This is a genomic window from Vibrio sp. sp1 (assembly GCF_016920955.1).
Taxonomy (GTDB): Bacteria; Pseudomonadota; Gammaproteobacteria; order Enterobacterales; family Vibrionaceae; genus Vibrio; species Vibrio alginolyticus.
This window is the reverse complement of sequence record NZ_CP060590.1, coordinates 399,051-421,385: the sequence shown is the minus strand read 5'-3', so window position 1 is coordinate 421,385 and position 22,335 is coordinate 399,051. Positions and strand designations below refer to the sequence as shown.

22 protein-coding genes are annotated in these 22,335 nt (G+C 45.2%); 13 read left to right on the top strand and 9 right to left on the bottom strand.

Going from position 1 to position 22,335, the window contains the following annotated elements; translation table 11 throughout:
- Positions 1–44: 44 nt before the first annotated feature.
- A complete protein-coding gene (locus H9L11_RS17450) occupies positions 45–944 on the top strand; it encodes an AraC family transcriptional regulator (protein ID WP_054576543.1) in 900 nt (299 codons plus the stop codon).
- A 298-nt stretch (positions 945–1,242) separates the two neighbouring features.
- Positions 1,243–2,340, top strand: coding sequence for a YdcF family protein (locus tag H9L11_RS17445; protein WP_104980250.1), 1,098 nt, complete (start codon positions 1,243–1,245; stop codon positions 2,338–2,340).
- A gap of 78 nt (positions 2,341–2,418) precedes the next feature.
- On the opposite strand, the gene H9L11_RS17440 is transcribed toward H9L11_RS17445, so the two are convergent.
- Complete coding sequence (locus H9L11_RS17440) at positions 2,419–2,841, bottom strand: organic hydroperoxide resistance protein (RefSeq protein ID WP_042522254.1); 423 nt, start codon at positions 2,839–2,841, stop codon at positions 2,419–2,421.
- Positions 2,842–2,978: 137 nt separating this feature from the next.
- Between H9L11_RS17440 and H9L11_RS17435 the strand changes: the two genes are divergently transcribed.
- The 4 genes from H9L11_RS17435 (at position 2,979) to H9L11_RS17420 (ending at position 7,379) form a co-directional block, all read left to right on the top strand.
- Positions 2,979–3,437, top strand: a complete 459-nt coding sequence (locus H9L11_RS17435; RefSeq protein WP_042522256.1) for a MarR family transcriptional regulator — start codon at positions 2,979–2,981, stop codon at positions 3,435–3,437.
- A 304-nt stretch (positions 3,438–3,741) separates the two neighbouring features.
- Entirely contained in the window at positions 3,742–4,299 is a 558-nt protein-coding gene (ahpC, locus tag H9L11_RS17430) for an alkyl hydroperoxide reductase subunit C (RefSeq protein ID WP_005374632.1), read from the top strand.
- Positions 4,300–4,470: 171 nt separating this feature from the next.
- Positions 4,471–6,039 (top strand): alkyl hydroperoxide reductase subunit F, encoded by a 1,569-nt coding sequence (ahpF, locus tag H9L11_RS17425; protein WP_005374617.1) that lies wholly within the window; start codon positions 4,471–4,473, stop codon positions 6,037–6,039.
- A gap of 920 nt (positions 6,040–6,959) precedes the next feature.
- Positions 6,960–7,379 (top strand): VOC family protein, encoded by a 420-nt coding sequence (locus H9L11_RS17420; RefSeq protein WP_005374615.1) that lies wholly within the window; start codon positions 6,960–6,962, stop codon positions 7,377–7,379.
- Between the two features lie 77 nt (positions 7,380–7,456).
- On the opposite strand, the gene H9L11_RS17415 is transcribed toward H9L11_RS17420, so the two are convergent.
- Positions 7,457–7,996, bottom strand: coding sequence for a CAP domain-containing protein (locus H9L11_RS17415; protein WP_017820077.1), 540 nt, complete (start codon positions 7,994–7,996; stop codon positions 7,457–7,459).
- A 127-nt stretch (positions 7,997–8,123) separates the two neighbouring features.
- Positions 8,124–9,080, bottom strand: coding sequence for a LysR family transcriptional regulator (locus H9L11_RS17410; protein ID WP_042522258.1), 957 nt, complete (start codon positions 9,078–9,080; stop codon positions 8,124–8,126).
- Between the two features lie 126 nt (positions 9,081–9,206).
- On the opposite strand from H9L11_RS17410, the gene H9L11_RS17405 reads away from it, so the two are divergent.
- The 3 genes from H9L11_RS17405 to H9L11_RS17395 all read left to right on the top strand — a co-directional run bounded on the left by H9L11_RS17405 (position 9,207) and on the right by H9L11_RS17395 (position 11,406).
- Entirely contained in the window at positions 9,207–9,893 is a 687-nt protein-coding gene (locus H9L11_RS17405) for a DJ-1/PfpI family protein (RefSeq protein WP_005383525.1), read from the top strand.
- A gap of 165 nt (positions 9,894–10,058) precedes the next feature.
- Positions 10,059–10,544: a sigma-70 family RNA polymerase sigma factor gene (locus tag H9L11_RS17400; protein WP_005383526.1), complete on the top strand. Its 486-nt coding sequence runs from the start codon at positions 10,059–10,061 to the stop codon at positions 10,542–10,544.
- A gap of 166 nt (positions 10,545–10,710) precedes the next feature.
- Positions 10,711–11,406 (top strand): VC0807 family protein, encoded by a 696-nt coding sequence (locus tag H9L11_RS17395; RefSeq protein WP_005383527.1) that lies wholly within the window; start codon positions 10,711–10,713, stop codon positions 11,404–11,406.
- Between the two features lie 73 nt (positions 11,407–11,479).
- On the opposite strand, the gene H9L11_RS17390 is transcribed toward H9L11_RS17395, so the two are convergent.
- Together H9L11_RS17390 and H9L11_RS17385 are read right to left on the bottom strand one after the other, a co-directional pair.
- Positions 11,480–12,472 carry a zinc-dependent alcohol dehydrogenase family protein gene (locus H9L11_RS17390; RefSeq protein ID WP_033906613.1) on the bottom strand — a complete coding sequence of 331 codons (993 nt, stop codon included), beginning with the start codon at positions 12,470–12,472 and terminating at the stop codon, positions 11,480–11,482.
- 88 nt (positions 12,473–12,560) lie between these two features.
- Positions 12,561–13,376 carry a helix-turn-helix transcriptional regulator gene (locus H9L11_RS17385; RefSeq protein ID WP_033906852.1) on the bottom strand — a complete coding sequence of 272 codons (816 nt, stop codon included), beginning with the start codon at positions 13,374–13,376 and terminating at the stop codon, positions 12,561–12,563.
- A 111-nt stretch (positions 13,377–13,487) separates the two neighbouring features.
- On the opposite strand from H9L11_RS17385, the gene H9L11_RS17380 reads away from it, so the two are divergent.
- Positions 13,488–14,180, top strand: coding sequence for an MOSC domain-containing protein (locus tag H9L11_RS17380; RefSeq protein ID WP_033906612.1), 693 nt, complete (start codon positions 13,488–13,490; stop codon positions 14,178–14,180).
- Positions 14,181–14,246: 66 nt separating this feature from the next.
- On the opposite strand, the gene H9L11_RS17375 is transcribed toward H9L11_RS17380, so the two are convergent.
- Both H9L11_RS17375 and H9L11_RS17370 read right to left on the bottom strand, forming a co-directional pair.
- Positions 14,247–15,485 (bottom strand): DEAD/DEAH box helicase, encoded by a 1,239-nt coding sequence (locus H9L11_RS17375; protein WP_205391314.1) that lies wholly within the window; start codon positions 15,483–15,485, stop codon positions 14,247–14,249.
- Positions 15,486–15,750: 265 nt separating this feature from the next.
- Entirely contained in the window at positions 15,751–16,752 is a 1,002-nt protein-coding gene (locus tag H9L11_RS17370) for an arginine deiminase-related protein (protein ID WP_033906610.1), read from the bottom strand.
- Positions 16,753–17,156: 404 nt separating this feature from the next.
- On the opposite strand from H9L11_RS17370, the gene H9L11_RS17365 reads away from it, so the two are divergent.
- Positions 17,157–19,007: an ABC transporter ATP-binding protein gene (locus H9L11_RS17365; protein WP_005374597.1), complete on the top strand. Its 1,851-nt coding sequence runs from the start codon at positions 17,157–17,159 to the stop codon at positions 19,005–19,007.
- A 591-nt stretch (positions 19,008–19,598) separates the two neighbouring features.
- Positions 19,599–20,306 (top strand): hypothetical protein, encoded by a 708-nt coding sequence (locus tag H9L11_RS17360; protein ID WP_005374596.1) that lies wholly within the window; start codon positions 19,599–19,601, stop codon positions 20,304–20,306.
- 103 nt (positions 20,307–20,409) lie between these two features.
- Here the strand turns inward: H9L11_RS17360 and H9L11_RS17355 are convergent, their stop codons facing one another.
- Both H9L11_RS17355 and H9L11_RS23580 read right to left on the bottom strand, forming a co-directional pair.
- Entirely contained in the window at positions 20,410–20,886 is a 477-nt protein-coding gene (locus tag H9L11_RS17355) for an Lrp/AsnC ligand binding domain-containing protein (protein WP_005374595.1), read from the bottom strand.
- 292 nt (positions 20,887–21,178) lie between these two features.
- On the bottom strand, positions 21,179–21,427 hold the full coding sequence (locus H9L11_RS23580) for a hypothetical protein (RefSeq protein WP_005374593.1): 249 nt from the start codon (positions 21,425–21,427) through the stop codon (positions 21,179–21,181).
- Between the two features lie 358 nt (positions 21,428–21,785).
- Here H9L11_RS23580 and H9L11_RS17350 point away from each other — a divergent pair, with 358 nt between their 5' ends.
- Positions 21,786–22,319, top strand: coding sequence for a GNAT family N-acetyltransferase (locus H9L11_RS17350; protein ID WP_064376339.1), 534 nt, complete (start codon positions 21,786–21,788; stop codon positions 22,317–22,319).
- The last annotated feature ends 16 nt before the right edge of the window (positions 22,320–22,335 follow it).

Here is a 22,335-nt window from a genome sequence, read left to right as displayed (position 1 = left end):
TTTGAGCAGAGAAAACAAGCTGAACAGAACAAGGAAATACCCCGATGCGCGTCGACTACCACCAACGACTGGTTCCTGTGATTCGTTATTTAGAACAACACTTTAATGAGCCACTCAACCTGCCAGAAGTGGCCGCGCTGGGGAACCTTTCCCCTTATCACTTTCATCGCACCTTCAAAGCCGTGCAAGGCGAAACACTGGCCGACTTCATTCGACGTTTACGTTTAGAAGCCGCCGCCGATGACTTGTTCAAATCCAAGCAACCGGTATTGAACATTGCCCTAGAGTACGGATTTTCTAGCTCACAGAGCTTAGCCAAAGCCTTCAAACAACATTATGGCGTCACACCTACAGCCTTTCGTGACTGCGAAAACTATCAGCAATTTTCTGAATTAGCACGAAACAGCAAGATTGGACACACGTTGCGCAAGAATGGAAACGAAGTAACACCAAGCGATTCATATACTGGCTCTGAACTCACCAAATGGAGCACGACAATGGAAACGCAAAACTTTGAAAAAGCAAAACTGGCTTACATTCGTGTAAACGGCCCTTACGGCCAAGGCTATGAAGAGCCATCAGGTCGCCTGTATCAATGGGCAGGAATGAAAGGTTTGGCAGGCAATACCTGCATCTTCATCTACCATGACAACCCAGAAATCACGCCAGACGAGAAGTGCCGTACTGATATCTGCTTGATGGTGCCAGAAGATACCGAAGTTCCGAAAGGCATTGAACTGCAAGACTTCCCCGGCGGTCAATATGCCGTGATGCGCCAGCACATTACTGACCCGAGCCAATACTCAAAAGCGTGGGATGATGTCATGAGCAAAGTGATTGAATCCGGTATTGAGAACGACGATCGTCCTTGCTTTGAACTTTACCACAGCTTTGACCCACAAACGCACCATGCAGACGTTAGCTTCTGCACTGCCATCAAATAAACCAAAAGCCTGCATCGTTGCAGGCTTTTTCATTTCTTACTCTGGTTGCTTAAATCCGTTCTTCCAAACGCTGTTTATCTTTTAATCCAATTACTTAGAACACGAACGAATACCTCAGTATTTTCGTGATCCTACTTCGCGTTTTGACCACGCGCGTTCATTTGCTCGGCTGAGTTGGGATTCATTTCACAGATTATTCATGAAGCGAACCTAGACTGAAAAAATTCCATCGACCCCGTTCGACCTACAACGCTAGGCACAATAAAAACTAGGTACTACAGCACCTCTAGGACATTCCATGAAGAAGAACTTACTTGCCATTGCTCTTGGTAGCGTAATTGCGCTGACTGCTGCCCCATACTCTATCGCGGCTAACGATGCTGCTATCCAATCTTCCGCCGACTACTCACAGATCGTCACCAAACGTCAGGTTGTCGACCAACTGCTGAATGACGCGGTACAAGCATTCAAATCCCCTGCGCGTATCTCGCATGCGGGTTTTACCGCCAAAATGCCGAGCAACATGGAGATTGTTACCGACCGCTTACTAGAAGCCTACAAACTTGAGCCGTACCGCACTGACCTACTGATTTCTGCGGCAAACGCACAGATCTACAACAAGAATGCAGACCGCGCGATTGAACTATTTGAACAAGCTCTTTCTGTCGCACCAGACGATGTGGATTTGCACGCTTACTTAGCGGTATGGCAACGCTTTGAGGGCAACCAAGCAGAATCAGCGAAACACATGGCGACGCTCATGAAGCTCAATGCAGGTAAAGCGGCAGATATCCAACGCATCTTCGACACCGTAGACCGCGTACTTGCAACGCCACTAAAAGAGAAAGCCGATAAAGGCAAACTGGATGACAAAGGCGCTATAGTCACGTTGGGATACGCGCTGAACCCAGATGGTTCAATGCATCAAATCTTGGTTGAGCGTCTGGAAACCACGCTAGCAATGGCGAAAGCAAACCCAGACGCGTTGATCGTGTTGACGGGTGGTGTACCGAAGAACCACAAAACCGAAGGCAAATTAATGGCAGATTGGCTGATTGAAAAAGGCATCAGCAAAGATCGCATCATTGAAGAAAACTACGCCACCAGCACGGTAGGTAACGCCCTATTCAGCAGCTACGCATTGGCACGTCATAACATCAAGCACGCGACCATCATCAGCTCAGCGAGCCATGTGCGCCGTGGTCAAACCTTGTTTGAAATCGCAAGCTGGCAAACTGGCCCGCAAGACATCACTTTTGACACAGTGAGCTATCCAGACAAGCCACTGAAAGACTTAGCCAAAGCCAGCGATGGCGAATTGCTTGGTATCTACCGCGATGCACTGCGTACCTACGGTATGTGGAGCTACCGCTCTTACCCGCTAGAGTCGCGTTAAGTATTCTCGACTCATACCAATCAAAAAAAGCCTGCGTGCTTGCAGGCTTTCTTGTCTTTGTGCAGTGATAAGAACCGCTTAAATTGCTTCGCCGTTTACCGTTACTGCCACATCAATGTTGCCACGAACTGCGTTTGAATATGGGCAAACTTGGTGTGCAATGCGCGTTAGCTCTAGCGCTTGTTCTTTTGGCATGTCTAGCTCTACCGCTAGACTCACTGTTAGTGCAAAGCCACCGTTATCGTTAGGACCGATACCCACTTCCGCTGTCACGGGTGCGCTTTTCAGGTTTACTTTACCTTCACGCGCTACGTGCAAAATCGCGTTAGAAAAACACGCTGAATAACCCGCTGCGAAAAGCTGTTCTGGGTTAGTTGCTGCGCCTGTGCCGCCCATTTCCTTCGGGTATGACAGCTCTAGATCGAGAAGACCGTCATCTGTTTTTACTTGACCATTACGACCAGCCAAAGCGGTAGCTTGAGTTTTGTATAGAGTAGTCATGCGAGTGTCCTTCTTAATTTAAGTTGCGCACAATTTAATTGTTTGCAATCTTATATCGAAGTGAAGATAGTTTGCAACTATATTGTGCACAATTTATTTTATAACTCTCTTTCTCTGTAAGCAGGTAGGCAACACCAATGAGCCAGTGTTACACCGACAACACCATGACCGACGACGATAAACTCTTACTCGAAAACCAAGTTTGCTTCCCGCTCTACAGCGCAGCAAATGCGGTGATCCGAGCTTACCGATCGTTGTTGGATGAGCTTGATCTGACCTATTCGCAATACTTAGTGATGATGGTGCTGTGGGAAAAAGACGGTGCCAGTGTGAAAGAATTGGGGTCACAACTGCATTTGGACTCAGGCACACTCACACCGCTGCTTAAACGCTTAGAAGCAAAAGGCTATGTAGAGCGCGGCCGAAGTGAAACTGATGAACGCGTTCGTGTACTCAATCTAACCGAGCAAGGTCGTGCCCTTAAAGAGCAAGCTAAGTCAGTGCCAAACGCCATGATGTGTAAAATCACCTTAGAGCTAGATGAAATGATCATGCTGAAGAAGTTGTGTGGCAAAGTGCTCGACAATCTGAGCTAACAAAATAAAGCATCCGCTTCCCCACTTCCTATTAGAAAGAGCCTGCCGAGATGCAGGCTCTTTCGATCTTAGCTAGAAGATCTACTCAAAGTAATCATCGGTATTCTCTATTGCTACTCTGCCTTCATCTTCAATAAAACCTATCAAAGCAAACCCACTTACATCAGATTTCCCTATCAAGTGAAATAGGAAATGGCTATCAATAGGATAGCTACAAGCGATTTTCCTTAAACACACTCCGATGAGAATATACTTTCCGAAAGCAACAACAGCTCAGCTTAAAACATTCAAAGGAAAGTAAATTATGATTAATACTCAAATCAAACCATTTGCAGCTACAGCGTACAAAAACGGCGAATTCGTTGAAGTAACAGAACAAGACGTTCTAGGTAAATGGGCAGTATTCTTCTTCTACCCAGCAGACTTTACGTTTGTATGTCCAACAGAACTGGGCGACCTAGCAGACCACTACGAAGAGCTTCAAAAACGTGGCGTAGAAGTTTACTCAGTATCAACTGACACACACTTCACTCATAAAGCATGGCACGACAGCTCAGACACAATCGGTAAGATTCAGTACTACATGCTTGGCGACCAAACAGGCAACATCACAAACAACTTCGGTGTGATGCGTGAAGGTCAAGGTCTTGCAGACCGTGCAACGTTCCTAATCGACCCAGAAGGTACTATCCAAGCAATGGAAATCACTGCTGAAGGTATCGGTCGTGACGCAGAAGACCTACTACGCAAAGTGAAAGCAGCTCAATACGTAGCAGCGCACCCAGGCGAAGTTTGCCCAGCTAAATGGAAAGAAGGTGAAGAGACACTAGCTCCATCACTAGACCTAGTTGGCAAAATCTAAGCCACTGAAATTTAAGTTCTAATCAGTTCCCGATTTCCTTTTTCTGATTAGAACTGAATTAGAGAGCACTTCAGGTTAGATACCTTGACGACCTTCTGCCTGATTTGCTCTCTCCCCCTCAGGTTTTATCTACAGTAACCACTTTTAGTTTTAATTAAGGTAGTAACAACTATGTTAGACCAAGCGATCCAACAACAACTCAAACAATATCTGGCTAATGTAAAAGAAGAAGTTCGTTTAGTGGTTAGTCTAGATGAAAGCAAAGCATCGAATGACATTTTGTCTCTAGCGAACCAAATCGCAGAGATGAGCGACCTAATCACCGTTGAACGTGACGACAACGCAAGCGCACGTAAACCAGTGATGGCGGTAACTAACCCAGCAAAAGGCACAGCACTACGCTTTGCAGGCTTGCCAATGGGTCACGAATTTACCTCTCTAGTATTGGCACTGCTTCATTCTGGCGGTCACCCAATCAAACTAGAACCAGAAGTGATTGAGCAAATCGCAGCGCTAGACAAAGATCTAGACGTAGAAATCTTCATTTCACTGTCGTGTCAAAACTGCCCGGACGTGGTTCAAGCGTTCAACATGATGGCGGCGATCAACCCGAAAGTAAAAGCAACCATGATCGACGGTGGTTTGTTCCAAGATGAAGTGAAACAACGCGACATCATGGCAGTACCAAGCGTATTCGTGAACGGTGAGCTATTCGGTCAAGGTCGTATGTCTCTGACTGAAATCCTAAACAAAGTGGATGACGGCGCGAGCGAGAAAGCGGCGAAAGCACTAAGCGAAAAAGACCCATACGACGTACTTGTTGTCGGCGGTGGCCCTGGTGGTAGCGCAGCTGCTCTATACGCCGCTCGTAAAGGTATTCGTACTGGCGTTGTTGCTAAGCGTTTTGGTGGTCAAGTTATGGACACCATGGCAATTGAGAACTTCATTTCGGTAAAACGCACTGAAGGTCCAAAACTAGCAACTGACCTAGCAGAACACCTAAAAGAATACGACGTAGACGTAGTAACTGAGCAACAAGCTGAGAAGCTAATGGGCGCAGCACACACAGAAGATGGTTTGATTCACATCCAGCTTGAAAGTGGCGCAACGCTGAAAAGTAAGAGTGTCATCTTAAGCCCAGGTGCACGCTGGCGTGAAATGAACGTTCCGGGTGAGCAAGAGTACCGCAACAAAGGTGTCGCGTACTGCCCACACTGTGACGGCCCACTGTTCAAAGGCAAGAAAACCGCAGTTATCGGTGGTGGTAACTCAGGCATCGAAGCAGCTATCGACCTTGCTGGTATCGTAGAACACGTAACGGTTCTTGAATTTGCAGACGTACTTCGCGCAGACCAAGTGCTTATCGACAAAGCGAACTCACTACCAAACGTAGACATCATCACGATGGCGCAAACAACAGAAGTCGTGGGTGACGGTACTCGCGTAACAAGCTTGAAGTACAAAGACCGCAACACAGATGAGATCAAAGAGATTGAACTGTCAGGTATCTTTGTTCAAATCGGTCTAGTACCAAACACAGAATGGCTAAAAGATTCAGAAGTAGCGCTATCTGAGCGCGGCGAAATCGAGGTCGGTAGCCGTGGCGATACGAGCCTAGAAGGTGTGTTCGCAGCCGGTGACGCAACAACCGTTCCTTACAAACAGATCATCATTGCGATGGGTGAAGGTGCAAAAGCAAGCTTAGGCGCATTTGACTACCTAATCCGTAAGCAAGGTTAATCTCCAATTTCTTGAGCACAAAGCGCACGGTGCTGTGTTTTCTTCCCCGGAAAACCAATCGGGGCACCGTGACAGCGATGAGTAACAAGAAATACAATCAAAAAACCTAGAAGCCCAAAGACTTTGCCAGCAGATATTAACTGCTGGCTTTTTTGGTTTGGGGAGAGGTGTAAGCAAATCTCTCAGCGCTCCGAGTTCAAACTGGAGGGAATGGCTCTACAATCACGGATAATTCAGTTCACTCCACCAGCATCACAACGCGCTGCGAATAGATTCTGAATACTCGCTTAGGCTCCTTCAGAATGACGCTGTTCGTTTAGCGTTCTCTCCCCGTCATTCCCGCGAACCTAGGTGAGACTCGGAATCTACTCACCGTAAACTCGATCGAAAATGAGTAGCACGAACAAACAAAAGGTGAAACAAGGTTGCAAGCACCTTACCCAACATTCAACCAGCAACCCCACCTAACCTCCCCTTGTATCAAACTCCGAAGCTCTCAACACGCAGAGCTCAAAAGGGAGGAACTGGTTCTGTGCTCGCGGATAGTTCAATTCACAACGCAACATAACAACACACTGAAAGTAGATTCTGAATACTCGCTTAGGCTCTTTCAGAATGACGCTCTTCGTTTAGCACTCTCTTTCCGTCATTCCCGCGAACCTAGGTGAGACTGGGAATCTACTCACCACAAACTCGATCGAAAATGATTAGCAAGAACACGAACAAACAAAAGGTGAAACAAGGTTGCAAGCCCCTAACCCAGCTTTCAGATTCAAAGTACCAAACCCACCGAATCTCTCAATGTATCCAGATCCAAAGATATCAACCCTAAAAAATTTTAAAAAAGCCCTTTACCTCAACTTAACTTGAGATTTTAGCATATTCATCGTTGGCTAGAAAATGACAAAAAGGAGCACATCATGATCCAACTAGAACATATTAACTTAGTCGTGAAAGATATCCCTGAAATGCTGAAGTTTTACCAAACTGCATTTCCACATTGGTACGTGCGTGATGAAGGTAAAGGCGAATGGAGTGGCAAACCAAGAAACTGGCTACATTTTGGCGACGAGTATCAATACATAGCCATGAGTGACCATGGCGAAGGTGAAAACCGCGAGTTGAGCGGGCACCAAGTTGGGCTAGCGCATTTTGCTTATGTGACCAACAACGTCGATGCAATCATCAAAAGACTAACCGATGCAGGTTATCCGATTGCCCAACCTGGTGCTGATGAACCATACCGCAAAAATGTGTATTTTGTTGACCCTGCCGGTTTTGAGATTGAATTTGTTGAATACCTGGCGGATGACCCAAAACTTCGTAACCTGACAAGCTAAAAGAGATGTAAATAATAAAACGCCAGCAGATAGTGACTGCTGGCGTTTTATTTTATCTATCAGGCTTCTTTATCGCATTAGCGCTGTTTGGCAAAAACCTGAGTCCAGTAATATCCGTAGCGTGCAGAATGATTTTCGACAAGCGACGCGCCCATCTGATCAAAATCCGCACTCATGATATTAAGGCAGTGGCCTTCACTCGATAACCAAGCATTCACGACGGCGTTAATGCTGCTTTGCCCTACGGCGACATTCTCACCAATGGCGCTCCAAGCATAACCCGTTGCGTTAACTCGATCTGACATCTTGCTGCCATCGGAGCCTGTGTGGCTCATGAAATCGCTGTTCGCCATATCGCTTGAATGTCGATAAGCGGCGCTTTCCAAATCGTAGCTCCAAGTCAGGGCCCCAACAGGTGGCATGGTGGTTGCGCCACACTGTTGTGTAGTAGAGCGGGCGCTGTTGACCGCTGCAAGCATCTGCTCGGCAAATGTGCCTTGTGACGATGTGGAACCTGTGTTTTGTGAGCCGCTTTCTGCTGGGGCTGACGACTCCCCGTCGCCGCCACATGCGCTGAGAAGTAGGGCCAAAGCAGGCACTAAGATCTTAGTTGGCATTGTCTTTCCTTTATGAGTGACGAAGAGCAAACTGCGCTTTTCGATAATAACGCCCAATAAACTAACAAAAACCAATAAAAGCGCCATATAGCTTAGGGGGTTTTAACCAAAGACTCACATGAAGTTTTCAATCGCCTTGGTTCGGTCGATAAATCGGCAACGTTTCAGCCCAAGTATGGAATGGCGTTTCATCCATATCCTGTATTGCTTGAGTGATAAAATCGATGAACACCCTAACTCGTGCAGGCACATATTCCCGGTTGGCATAGAGAAGATACACGCCATTTCCTGCTTGGCGCATGCTCGGAAATATCGGCACTAAACGCCCCGATTTAAGCCAGTCTCTCGCGATAAAATGAGGGATCTGAGTTAATCCTAAGCCTTCTGCGCAAAGCTCTGCCATGGATTCACCGTCATTTACAATATAGTTTCTTTCGGGGTCATATTCACTCGCACCGTCTGGTTCTGGCATCCGAATCGGCAACAGTTTCCCCGTTTGTTTAAAACGAAAACGAACCCAAGAATGGTCATTGAATACATCCGGGCCACTCGGAACACCATGGCGCGCTAAGTAATCCTGACTGGCACAAATGATAAAATCGATAGGGCTCAGCTGACGCACAATCAATTGACTATCGTGAACGACACCAGAGCGAATCGACACATCAATACCTTGCTCAATAATATCAACGTAGGCGTCATCGTAATGAATATCGATAGTGATGTTAGGGTAGCGGCGGCAAAACTCTTTTAATAAAGGACGAATATAGAGGCGACCGTACGAGACTGGCACATTAATCTTAAGCTGCCCTGAAAGCGCATCATTGTGACTTTTTAATGAATCCTCACATGCCGCCAGCTCCTCCAGTACAAACCTAGCAGTATTTGCGTACCTACGACCAGCTTCTGTCAGGCGGCTCTGTCGCGTAGAACGTTGAAAAAGCTGTATACCCAAATCGCTTTCAAGACGATGTATGGCTTTACTCACGGTCGAAGGGTCAGTGCCATACACTTTGGCAGCCGCAGCAAAACTACCGCCATCTAAAGTGGCAATAAAAAATCGTAGGGACCGTATCTTATCCATATAACCAATGAACTCTATTCATGAATTTTATTCACTTTAGTAAAGACAAAGTGGCTCTTCAATCACTAATTAGCCTAAATATAATGAACCTCAATAACTTGATGCTCTGTTAACGAGGAAAAAACCATGGGTAAAAACGGATTGAAGAATGCACTACAACTATTGATAGCGACACTAGTCCTATTCTTTGGGATGCTTCAAACAGCACATGCCGCAGATAAACGAATTGGTATTCTGGTTTACGATGGCGTACTGACCTCTGATGTTACTGCTCCTTTAGAGGTTTTTGGCGTCGCAAGTCGTCTCACTTGGTTTAGTGATTATGACGTGCTCACCATTTCCGTCTCAGATCAGAAAACCATCACCACTGAAGAAGGATTAAAAATTGGTGTGGATGCTTGGATTGGTGATCTGCCGGAACTCGACGTATTGGTTTTAACATCCAGCTATGACATGGATGCACTAATCGAAAATAAAGATCTCATTCACTTTATTAAAACTACCTCAAAGGCGGCAGATTGGATGGCAAGTAATTGCTCTGGCGCGTATTTGTTAGCCGAAGCTGGCCTTTTAAACGGCAAAAAAGCAACAACTTGGGCCGGAGGTGAAAACGGCTTTCAAAGAGATTACCCAGCAGTCAAAGTACAAGTCGACCAGAATTTTGTCATTGATGATGGCGTTATCACTTCGAACGGTAGCCTAGTTAGCTATCAAGCTGCTCTTAAGCTACTTCACCTTATGACTTCAGAGTCTAAAGCTCAGGAAGTCGCAGATGCCATCCAGTACTCACGCTTTTCCAACCAACCATTTTAAGCGTGTAAGAAAGAAATCAGAGTCACCCTTCGATATTTGGAAGGTTAACTCTTCGAATTTGTCTTCCTAATCGAACAACCCTTTTTATCACTGTAAAAGCGATAAAAAGGGTTGTCGTTCATCTGGCAGACACAACGTGCTCTCCAAACTTTTTATCTTAATGCTATGGAAAAACATAAACGTTACGAAGCACTGACGAAAGATCGATACCAAGAGATTTACCGTCTCGCGTATTGGTTATGCAAAGATCACCACCTTGCTCAAGATTTAGCGCAAGAAACCTTTCTGAAAGCGTGGCGATTCTTTGATAAATTAAATGACCCCAACGCCGCGAAGTCTTGGCTCATTACTATTTTGCGTCGTGAGAATGCTCGGCGCTTTGATAGAAAACAGTACGATTTTGTCGACATTGATGAGTGTGCAATACAGACAAAAACCTACCCTGGCAGTGACTACGACATGGCCCAAGATTGGCTTCAAAAACAAATGATGATTCTCGAACCCAAATACCGAGAGCCGTTGCTCTTGAGCTTAGTGGCTGGGTTGAATCATGATGAAATTGCCCAAGCCTTGAGGCTCAACCACAACACAGTGGCGACTCGATTATTCAGAGCGCGTAATCAGATCATCGCACAGAAGGAGAGTCATTAAGACACAAAAAGTAGTCAATCATGTAAACTAACTGGCTATGCTCCGGTCTATTTCATAAGTCGTTACACAACTCGACGCTTTAACGCTTTACATCAAGCGCGACTAGATGAACACTTCTTGTCAAAGTACAATAACAGCCGACATAGAGTAGAGTCAGTAAAACATTATGAGTAACACGACGGCGAAAAAGCCGAATCCCTTATTTGAAATCCTTTTCAACGTATTTATCCCTTCCTTCATTTTGATGAAGTTTAGTGGCGATGAGCATCTAGGGACAGCAATGGCGCTGGTTGTCGCTTTGCTATTTCCTATCATTTATGGCGGTATGGACCTTGTCCGTAACAAGAAATTTAACTTTATTTCTGCTCTGGGCTTTATCAGTGTTCTACTAACTGGTGGCATCGGCTTGTTAGAGCTTGATACACGCTGGTTAGCACTAAAAGAAGCCCTGATTCCTGGCCTGATCGGTTTAGCGGTTTTGGGTTCAACGTTTACCCGCTACCCGCTGATGCAGAAGTTAGTACTGAATGACACTGTGTTGAACCTCGCGTTGATTAACCAACGTTTAAAAGAAAATGGTAAAACCGATGCGTTCGAACGTTGCCTTATGTCTTCTAACTACCTGTTTGCAAGTACTTTTGCGTTCTCATCTGCAATGAACTACTTCCTTGCGACTTGGATTGTGACTAGCCCTTCTGGTACTGCTGCCTTTAACGAAGAGTTAGGAAAAATGACGCTGTACAGTTACCCAATGATTGCCATCCCAAGTATGTTGATGATGTTCGGTATTTTTTATTACATTTGGCGTCAAGTACGTGCGATGACATCGCTCGAAACAGAGCAAATCTTCCATCTAAAATAGCCCTATCATTACAAATAAACCCATAAAAAAGGGAGGATTTTATCCTCCCTTTTCTCAACAGGCCCACTGTAATTCACAGCGTCAAAATGATTTTTCCTGACACTGCTGACGAGCGTCGCTCAACCATTTCAATCGCTGTTTGAAAGTCCTCTAACGACAGATCATATGCAACGTTTAACTTTATGTCGCTGCTAATAAAGTGTTCTAACATTTCAGCGAACACCGTCTTTCTCCCGCCTTTACCTACCGATTCTTCCCAATACCGCAAAAAGAATGTACTAAAGTCGATGTTGTTGGCCTTCATCGATTCAAAAAACTCAGGCGTATAAGGCGTTAACGACAATGTTCCGTAGTTGATGTATTGGCCATTTTCTTTCAAGGTACGAATGAGATCCGTGCCAGCCTCACCACCTATCGCGTCCAGAGCGACCGTTGGTTGTGGCAGTTGGCGCGTTTGCAGCTGCGCTTGTAAGTCTTTCTTCGCGTCCAACACTGGAATAGTATCGTACGGATACTCGTCTGGCTTTGAGGTCACAGCAATCAGTGTAAAACCCAGTGAATGGGCGAGCTGGGCAAATATCTTACCGATCGCTGACCCTGCTGCATTGATGATCACCACATAGTCTTTGTTCAACTTAGCTACTTTAGTGGTGATCACCCACGCGGTTAACGCGTTGATGTACAACTGACTGGCATAGCCGTTCTCCAAACTCTCAGGTAGCGGAAAAAGATTCTCAGGCGAGGCATCGATGTAGTATTGCCAAGTACCACTCATCGCCACCAACACCTTTTGCCCAACTTGAAGGTCAGTTTGACCAACTGCACTGACTTCCACCACACGCCCAACCGCTTCAAATCCCGGCACGCGAGGTGGTATGTGAACGCGGCGGTATTGCCCAACACCATGAATGGAAAGCAAGTCACTTGGGTTAATGTTTGTAGCTTCGAGTCGCACCCGAACCTTGCCCTGAGCAAGCGGTTTGAGGGGCTCTTTTTCCAACGACAGCGACGTTTGGGGCTGACCAAAACAGAATTGATTCACTCGAGTATTTATCGTTGGTGCCATTGTTATTCATACCATGTAATTGAAATTCAAAAAGGAAGTTTCGCGACTTCTACTCAAAAGCATTAAGTGAAGTCGAAGCTCTGTATTTCTACCTGCGCGATGCGCCGTTCACTCTAAACTGTTGTGGCGTCATATCAAAATAGGCTTTAAATGCTTTGATGTAGGATGAGTCATTTTGATAACCCACTAGGTCTGCAATGGCTTGGATTGGCAACGATTCATCTAACAAAGAAAGCGAGTAAATTAGCCGAATTTGTTGCCGCCAAAGCAGAAATGAAGTGTTGAATTCCTTGGCGAACAGCCGTGATAAAGTACGCTCAGACGCCCCAATTTTCTCCCCCCACTCTTTTAGCGAACAGCTTAACGCGGGCTCGTCTGTCAATTGCTCGAAAATCAGTTTTAGTCGTCTGTCTTGTGGCAGCAATAACTGAAATGTCTGCACGTTGCTTTTCAAAATTTGATCATGCAACACCGCCAGCAAATGCAGCACTTCTTCGTGGCTTGTCTCACCTTCACACTGTCTGCGGATCTCTTGTAAAAGCTCATTTAAAAACGGCGTTAAAGCAATGGTTCTCACTTGTTGCTCGTACGTTGCGCCAAACTCAGGGTTGAGGTAAATGCCAACAAATATCGTGTTGCTTAGAGCAATCGACTCGTGTTGAACACCCGCAGGAACAAATAACGCAGAGGTGTGCGGAACCAAGTGCTGATAATGCTCAGTTTGTGTTTGCAATAACCCTTTGATAGGAAAGATGATTTGATGCCAAGTGTGTTGATGCAGCGCATCAATGTAACCTTTTGGCATGTCGATGGTTTTCACCAAAACAGGAGAATGGGGATTCGCGTCCATCATCTTATTGGAGGTGACGACGCCTGACTTCGAATCAATTTGGCGAGTTAGCATTGTTAGTTGTCTTTTCATCCCTACTCCGACACACGTTTACTAGGCTATCATGCTCCGCATCGCGAATGAAGGTAAACACTTTATCTCTCATTCAAATAATAAGGAGGTTATATGAAGAAAATCGGCGTCGTAAAAGCTGTGCTAGCAGGGAAAACCGTCCCTTATGCTCATGGAGCGCAAAGCGCAATCAACAAACAAGTGCTGCCTGAGCGCCAGCATGCAACAGAGCTTGGTTTTATCAGTGATGAGCAAGGTGATCCGCGCTTTCATGGTGGCATTCAAAAAGCGCTTCATATTTACCCAAGCGAACACTACCCAATCTGGCAACAAGAATTAGGCGAAAGACCAATTTTCCAATCCGCCGGCGGCTTTGGCGAAAACATCAGCTCCGAAGGCGTCACCGAATCCACGATTTGCTTGAAAGATAAAATTCGCATCGGCTCAACACTACTGGAAGTGTCGCAAGGTCGCATGCCTTGTTGGAAACTTAACGTACGTTTTGACCAACACGACATGGCGAGAAGACTGCAAGATACGCTTCGAACAGGCTGGTATTTCCGAGTGTTGGAAGAAGGCGATATCGGTGCAGGTGACGAGATTATTCTGTGCGAAAGACCTTATCCAGAATGGCCATTGGCTCGCATCATGGGTGCGGTTTTCACTGGCTGTTTAGATAGAGAAGAACTCACTAAGCTGTCTGAACTGCCGTTAGTCGAGTCTTGGGGCAAGTTAGTCGAGCGCCGCCTAGAAACCGGCGAAGTTGAAGATTGGGAAATGCGCTTGGTTGGCCCAACTGTGAGTTAACACCCCAAAGTAAAATTTTAAGCCACGCTCTGAACCGACTATGCCGCCAGAGCGTGTTTTTTTGGTTTACTTCGCACTCGGGGCTGGGCGTTTCGACTTACCTTGGAACTGCTTAATGCTCTTCTTAGCATGAGTTCGGCGGTTGGCTTTTTTATCGCGTGGCGCGCGTTTGCTCTCGCCAGTTGATGGCTTATCCGTTACTGGAAAACCAACCAGATCTTGCACTAGCAATGCACGTTGAGTCAGGTGACGAATCGCGTTTAGTGCGTCCATTTCACCATGACAAACCAATGACACCGCCACACCTTGTTCGCCTGCGCGAGCGGTACGTCCTACTCGGTGAACGTAAGTTTCTGCATGCATTGGCAGTTCAAAGTTGATCACTACAGGCAATTGCTCAATGTGAATGCCGCGCGCTAGTAGATCGGTGACAATCAACACCTGAATTTGCCCAGATTTAAACTGCGCCAGTGCTTCTTCTCGCTCATCTTGACTCTTATTGCCATGCAGCGCATTGGTTGAGATGCCCGCTTTATTCAGCTTCTTCGCTAAGCCATCGGCGTTCTCTTTCGCACCAATAAAGACTAATGCCTGCGTCCAAGCATTCTGTTTGATAAGTTCAATCAACGCCTTGGTTTTGCTGCCTTTATTGATCAAATACAACGTTTCAACGATGTCTTGATTTGTGCTGTTTTCTTGATGCGCTGAGACTTGCTTTGGTGCCTGCATGAGTAGCTTCGCTTTGCCCTTTAACTCATCTGAAAACGTAGCCGAGAACATTGCCGTTTGACGCTGGTTTGAAATCAGCCCCGCAATATTTTGCACGTCAGGCCAAAAGCCCATATCCAACAAACGATCCGCCTCATCCAGCACTAGGTAGTGGATATTGCTTAAGTCTAAACCGTCTTTTGCCAGATCAACCAAACGACCTGTCGTCGCGACAAGGATATGAGGATTTGTCGCTAGCGCCTGCTGTTGTTGCTCTTTATCAACGCCGCCACACAAACACACTGCGTTGAGTTCAAGAACTTGACCAACTTGGTTAATTGCTTCACTCACTTGCATTGCCAGCTCACGAGTTGGCACAAGAATCAGCGCTTTTTGCTCTGGATTGACACCCAGCTTTTCCAACAAAGGCAAACCATAAGCAAGGGTTTTGCCGCTGCCTGTATTTGCCAAAGCCAATAGATCTTGACCAGCCAACAGCTCAGGAATGGCCAACGCTTGAATATCGGTCGGTTTCTTGAAGTCTTTTGGCAGTGCGTGAATCAGCTCAGAACTCAATGAGAGAGTAGAAAATGGCATTAACGAAAACCTTGTACTTTGGGTTGAAGAAGCAATAAAAATAATGAAGATGCGGTAAAACGCAGGCGCGGACTTTACCACAATCTGCTAGGTGAACCATCCTATTTTAGGCGCTTAAACCAAGCGTCGCCTACGCAAATCGTCAGAAAACAAAAAAGCGCAATAAAGCCGTTAGTCTGTACTGCCACAGAGCTAACGGCTAAAAACCCTTGAAGAGAACGCTTCGTCAGCCTTTCACTGCGGCTGAAAAGAAATGTGCAGTTTATTAAAGCACAGCTTTACGATTCGGTAAGAACACTTCACCCAACATGCAACGAACCGAACCACCACCAATAGATTCTATGGTAGAAACGTCGAATGGCAGCAATTTACCGTGCGTTGCCAATTGCTTTCTTTGTGCAGGTGAGAATGCATCGTACGCCGATTGCGACATCGCAATCACCTTGTCGCCGTTGATCGTTTCTAGTTGCAGAATGTTACCGCAGAACTGGTTCATCTGATCAAGCGAAATTGAGATGACTTGCTTGTCTTTGGCGAGTGACTTCATTACAAAACGACGCTCAAATTCTGGGATCACTTCGTCACAAATCACGCAAAACTGTTCGCCAACCGCCATCATCACATTGGTGTGATAAATCGGCGCACCAGACGGCAAACGAGTTTGGAAAGAAATCACTCGTTCATAGCCAATACGATCGGCGTAATCTTCTAAAACCAGACGATCACAACGTTGTGAGAGTGCGGCGTAGACCGTTTTATTTAGGTGGTCAAACACCATCACACCCGTGCTTTCTAAATACGCTTGCTCGTCAAGATATTCAGTTAGACTGCTGCGTCGATGAACTTCTCGCCCTGCTTGCGCTAGTGCTGCCACAAGTGCATCGGGACGTACTTCTTTTTGACGGTTTTCACAGGCCATTGGAAAGGTGTACAACGTGCCATCTGGCGTAGTGCTAAACCAATTGTTTGGAAATACCGCGTCTGGCGTTGCAACATCTGAAGTTGGATAATCAAACTCAACAACTTGAACGCCCTCTTGACGCAGCGTTGCAACCATACTCGCGAACTCGGCCATTACTCGACGTGAGACTTCTTCTTGGCTGAGTGACACTTTATGTTGGAACTCATTATCTTGTGCGGTTTCTTCATTAAAACGAAACTCTTTCGGTGGCACCATCACTACGCAGTTTGCGGTTTGGCGCTGAGCACTTTGCGTGCTTTCTTCTTTCCCATTAGCAAATTGGGTCACTGATTCGTGTAATAGCATCCAATACATTCCTTATCACTAGAATGAGGAGATTGTAAATTTATTGTTAACTTCAGTTTTGCTGTTTTGACAATTAATTTAATTGCCCAAAAGTAATTTTTGCTGCATTAAGTTCATTTTTCCTTAAATTTTATTGTCACTTTGCAGGTTTAAGCTTTTATGGCACCACGATGAACATGATAAGAATTCATCATAAGAATCAGAACCATAGACAATCACACTCATAACCAACTAGTTACATTTAAGACACAATCGGTTAGACTATTTTTTCGCCCCTCTCGTCAATCGGTCTGCTTTATCGAGGAGCAGGCAAAAAACTCTCATACACGCGGTTTCGTCCAAAGCAGCGTGAATCGATGGATTTAGCCACCCCAAATGGCACTGTTTTAACTTTAGGATGAGTTATGTTTAAACGATTTGAAGGCTTTACAGAGCCGTTTCCCAAATCTACACCGGATCAGCCTCCTTCAGGGATGTTCGCTTTTCTGCGTTATTACACTCGTGGTTATGAAAAGCCTTTGATCATCATGTCTTTGATGGCCACAATTGTGGCTGTTGTTGAGGTAATGTTGTTTGGCGCCATGGGACAATTGGTTGATTGGTTGTCTACCAGCAATCCAGAAACGTTCTTACAAGACAACAAATCGGATTTGATTTTCTACGGAGCCTTATTGCTGGTTGTCATGCCTATATTGGTGATCTTGTACTCGTTGCTCGTTCATCAAACGTTATTGGGCAACTACCCAATGTCTATCCGCTGGCTTGCACACCGGTATTTGCTCAATCAAAGCTTGAACTTCTATCAAGATGATTTTGCAGGCCGAGTCGCAACGAAAGTCATGCAAACCTCATTAGCTGTGCGCGAAACCGTGATGAAAGCTATGGATGTGTTTGTTTACGTTACGGTTTACTTCACCAGCATGATCATTATGTTAGCGACGGCAGACTGGCGTTTGATGATCCCAATGATTGTCTGGCTACTCGCTTACATCGCTATCCAAATCTATTTTGTCCCTAAGCTCAAAGACGTCGCTTCAGCACAGGCCGATGCACGTTCGACAATGACAGGGCGCATCGTCGACAGTTATACCAATATTCAAACCGTCAAACTGTTTTCTCATAGCCAGCGCGAAACCCAATATGCCGAGCAAGGCATGAAAGGATTTTTGAATACGGTCTATCGTCAAATGCGCCTAGTGACCGGCTTCGACGTCGCTGTAGAGATCTCAAACTATATTTTGGTCTTTTCCGTTGCTGCTTTATCTATTTACCTGTGGTTGGATAGTGCCATTAGCGTTGGCGCGATTGCGATTGCTGTTAGTCTTGCATTACGCGTAAATGGTATGTCGATGTGGATAATGTGGGAAGTTGGCGCCCTCTTTGAAAACATGGGAACCGTTGTCGATGGAATGAAAACACTCTCTAAGCCTATTGATATTAAAGATAAACCAGGTGCAAAAGACTTGGTTGTCACTGAAGGAGGCATTCACTTTGATAACGTCAGCTTCCATTACGGTGAGAACAAAGGCGTAATTAGCCATCTCGATCTCAACATCAAACCAGGAGAGAAAGTAGGCTTGGTTGGGCGCTCCGGCGCCGGAAAATCGACTTTGGTGAACTTGTTACTTCGTTTCCACGATGTCGAAGACGGCAGCATTAAGATCGATGGACAGAACATCTCAGAAGTCACACAAGACTCTTTGCGTTCAAAGATCGGTATGGTGACCCAAGATACTTCTCTGCTACACCGTTCAATTCGTGACAATATTTTGTATGGCAATCCAGATGCGACAGAAGAAGATTTGCTGAAAGCCACTAAGCAAGCGCATGCCCATGAGTTTATCGAAACTCTGACCGACCCATTTGGTAATGTCGGATACGATGCGCAAGTTGGTGAACGTGGTGTGAAACTGTCTGGCGGCCAACGTCAGCGTATCGCAATATCTCGTGTGCTACTCAAAGACGCACCATTGCTGGTATTGGATGAAGCAACATCGGCTCTGGATTCAGAAGTCGAAGCGGCGATTCAGGAAAGCTTGAATGAATTAATGCAAGGGAAAACGGTTATTGCTATCGCTCACCGATTATCGACCATCGCACAAATGGATCGCCTCATCGTGCTAGATAAAGGCAGCATCGTTGAACAAGGTTCTCATCAAGAACTCATTGCGAATAACGGCATTTACGCCCAGCTTTGGGCGCATCAAACTGGCGGATTTATCGCTGAAGAACTAGACAATCAACACGCTTCTTAACGAGTGATAAGCTCAATAAAAACGGCGCTTTAAGCGCCGTTTTTTATTTTAATCCATGGCTAGATGCTCATATAGCCATTGTGGTTTCTCATATATGAAACACTCTCCATGATAAAGCTCACACTTTTTCTGCTAATATACCGCCTCGTTGCGTATCCATTGCAATGAACACAATACAGAGTATTGAGCCGTCTTCATTTGTCATTTCACTTTTTGAGAAACAGCTATACTCAATAGATGGCTTAGTTATTATATTAACAATAAGGTAATTAGCTTATGTGTAAATGTGGTTCAATGCAGATCGTACAACTCAAACCAAGTTGGGCTGACAAGCTATTCGGCTACTCAGAAAGATGGAAATGCCAACTTTGTTGTAAGATCTACCGCATCTAAAATTAAAAATAGAATCTTAGTTTTTCTAAGAAAAAGCAGTGGCCCGACAATGATTGTCGGGTTTTGTTTTTCCGAGCATTCATTTTTTTCCCTTCGCTACAAGACTACTCATCACGGCAAAACCTAGCATCTTAATGTGACTTAGGTATAGAATCAGGCCCACTTATTCTTTCCGATATTCATATATAACTGGTCACTATGAACAAAAGTTTGCTAACGAATGTCCTCGCTATCGCTTTGATGGCTGGAGGTCATCAATTACAAAACGACTATCTTTGGTATGCAGGGCTGTTTGCGTTCTCAGGCGCCATCACCAACTGGCTTGCCATCCATATGCTGTTTGAGAAAGTGCCTGGATTATACGGTTCTGGCGTGATCCCCGCGCGATTTGAAGAGTTTAAACTGGCTATCAAAAACCTGATGATGGAACAGTTTTTTACTGAAGCGAACATTGACCGATTCTTGAATAAAGAAATGGCGGGCGGTGTGAACATCGATCTTCAACCAGTAATTGAGAAAGTAGATTTAAATCCAGCATTTGATTCCCTAGTGGAAGTAATTGAAGGCTCTCAGTTTGGTGGCATGCTAGCGATGTTTGGCGGCTCGGAAGCGCTACAACCCATGCGCCAACCTTTCGTCGAAAAGATGCAAGAATCCATCATTGAGTTGAGCAAGAGCGATAACATCAAAGAAGCACTGAAAGAGCAATTCGAATCTCCTGCAATGATGGATGAGATAAAGCAGAACATTGAAGGTATCATCGATCAACGTTTAAGCGAATTAACACCGGCATTAGTTAAAGAAATGGTGCAAAAGATGATCAAAGAACACCTTGGCTGGCTAGTCGTTTGGGGCGGTGTTTTTGGTGGTTTAATTGGCGTCATCAGTACCTTTATCGGGGCATAATCGCTCACCGATTTATTAAAAAAGGAGCTTCGGCTCCTTTTTTAATCGAGAAAAAGTAATATACCAAGCCACGCTAAATAAGGAGGCTCAACACATGCCTCGCCTAACCAAGGAGCTCGGGATTAACACCAAATCCCGTTTTATGTTCTTCTATGACCACTTCACTACGAGTTTGAATCACGCCCGGAAGCGTGCCTAACTTGCTCGACATAAACTCCTGATACGCTTTCATGCTCTTAACACGAACTTTTATCATGGTATCGAAATCTCCAGAGAGCGAGTAGCACTCTTCAATTTCAGGCATCAATTCCACCGCTTTCGCAAACTTTTCAAAAATAGAAAAACTGGTTTGGTCTAAACGAATATGGATGAATACTTGCACATCCAGCCCCAACTTTTCCGCATTCAACTCCGCATGATAACCATTGATATACCCTTCTTTTTCTAGCCGCTTTACACGATCAGAACATGGAGAAGTCGTTAAGTTAATCAGCTTTGCTAGTTCTACAACCGGAATTCTGCCTCTCGAATGAAGCACTCTCAAAATATGTAAATCAATCCGGTCCAATTGATAACTCATTAACCCACTTCCTTGTAACCACTTAGAAAGCATCACATTAATCGTTGCTCAAACAATTGCAAACCATCAAATGCACAGCATGTGAAATTCAGCAGAGAATAACCAGAAAACAACGAAGGAGGGAAAGAGCTATGATTATTGCCGCTCACTTAGTAACCGTGATATGAAGAGAAAAAGCAACCTAGCGGCTCCCGCGGAGTCGCAAATTTGAAAGCGCATGACACGCCTGTATAGATATGTCGTTCGGGCAACACTGCCCTATTTAGCCATTAATCATGGCTATCACTCAGAATTAGAGTGCGGCCGATGTATGCCGTGTAGGATGTGGAACAACCTCTCCAATTGCACGATGATTACAACAACGGCAGTAGTATTGAGGCTCCATCTCGTAATAATGTTCACCTGATACAAATTTCGCCATCAGCTGTGTAAAACTCACCATTTTGCCTGTTAACGAGTCAACAGACTGAGGCTCGCAACGCTTCATAATCACTTTATGTTGCGTTGATTTTCTACAAGCTGCGCAATATATATCCGGCATTTCTCTTCTCCCTACTTTTTCGTCCTACTGACAATTGACATATTTTGTTCAAAATAATTCCACAATTAAAAAGCTCCTTTAATTTTTTGTGCCCTATCTTCAAAAAATTGAACGAAAGTATCAAAAAACTGAGACATTGGTCAGACATCAACTTTTGTACCATCAATATGAGCAAACGTGCTTATGTGTGTAATAATACGACACATTACACATAAGCAATTGTTCGGGCTTATTATTTAGTAAGGCGCATGACAACTTTACAGCTGGCTAGATCGAGCTTTCGAGACGCCTTGTTATCTCGATTTACCCCGCAAACCAGTTGCTAGCAGCTATAGCCGTCTCATCAAGGAAGAAATGCATGACGATACAACCGATTCTCACTACCGAAAGACTCGTCCTCCGGCCATTCAATATCGATGACTGCCAACAAGTGGCTTTACTCGCTGGAGATAAGCGAATTGCCGACATGACAGCAAACATCCCTCATCCTTATGAGCGACCGATGGCGCAAGCATGGATAGATAGGCACGATCCGATGTATCAGCAGCATCAAGGCGTGGCGTACGCTATTACCTTGCGAAACACTGGGGAGTTACTTGGTGCAGTGAGTTTACCGCGTATCGAAGAGGGCTACGGTACATTAGGCTACTGGGTTGGCGTGCCACATTGGGGGAAAGGCTATGCATTCGAGGCCTCCAAAGCCTTACTCGAATTTGCTCGAATGCACTTTGAGTTAAACGGAATAACCGTGATGCATTTGATGGACAATCAGCGTTCTAAATCAGTGATCCAAAAACTAAATATCCCTTACATCGGTGACAAAACATTGCGCATGCAAGGCAAAGAACGAAAGGTTTGTGTCTACCAACTCACGTTCGTCGCTTCTGAATAAAGTCGAGGGATATGTC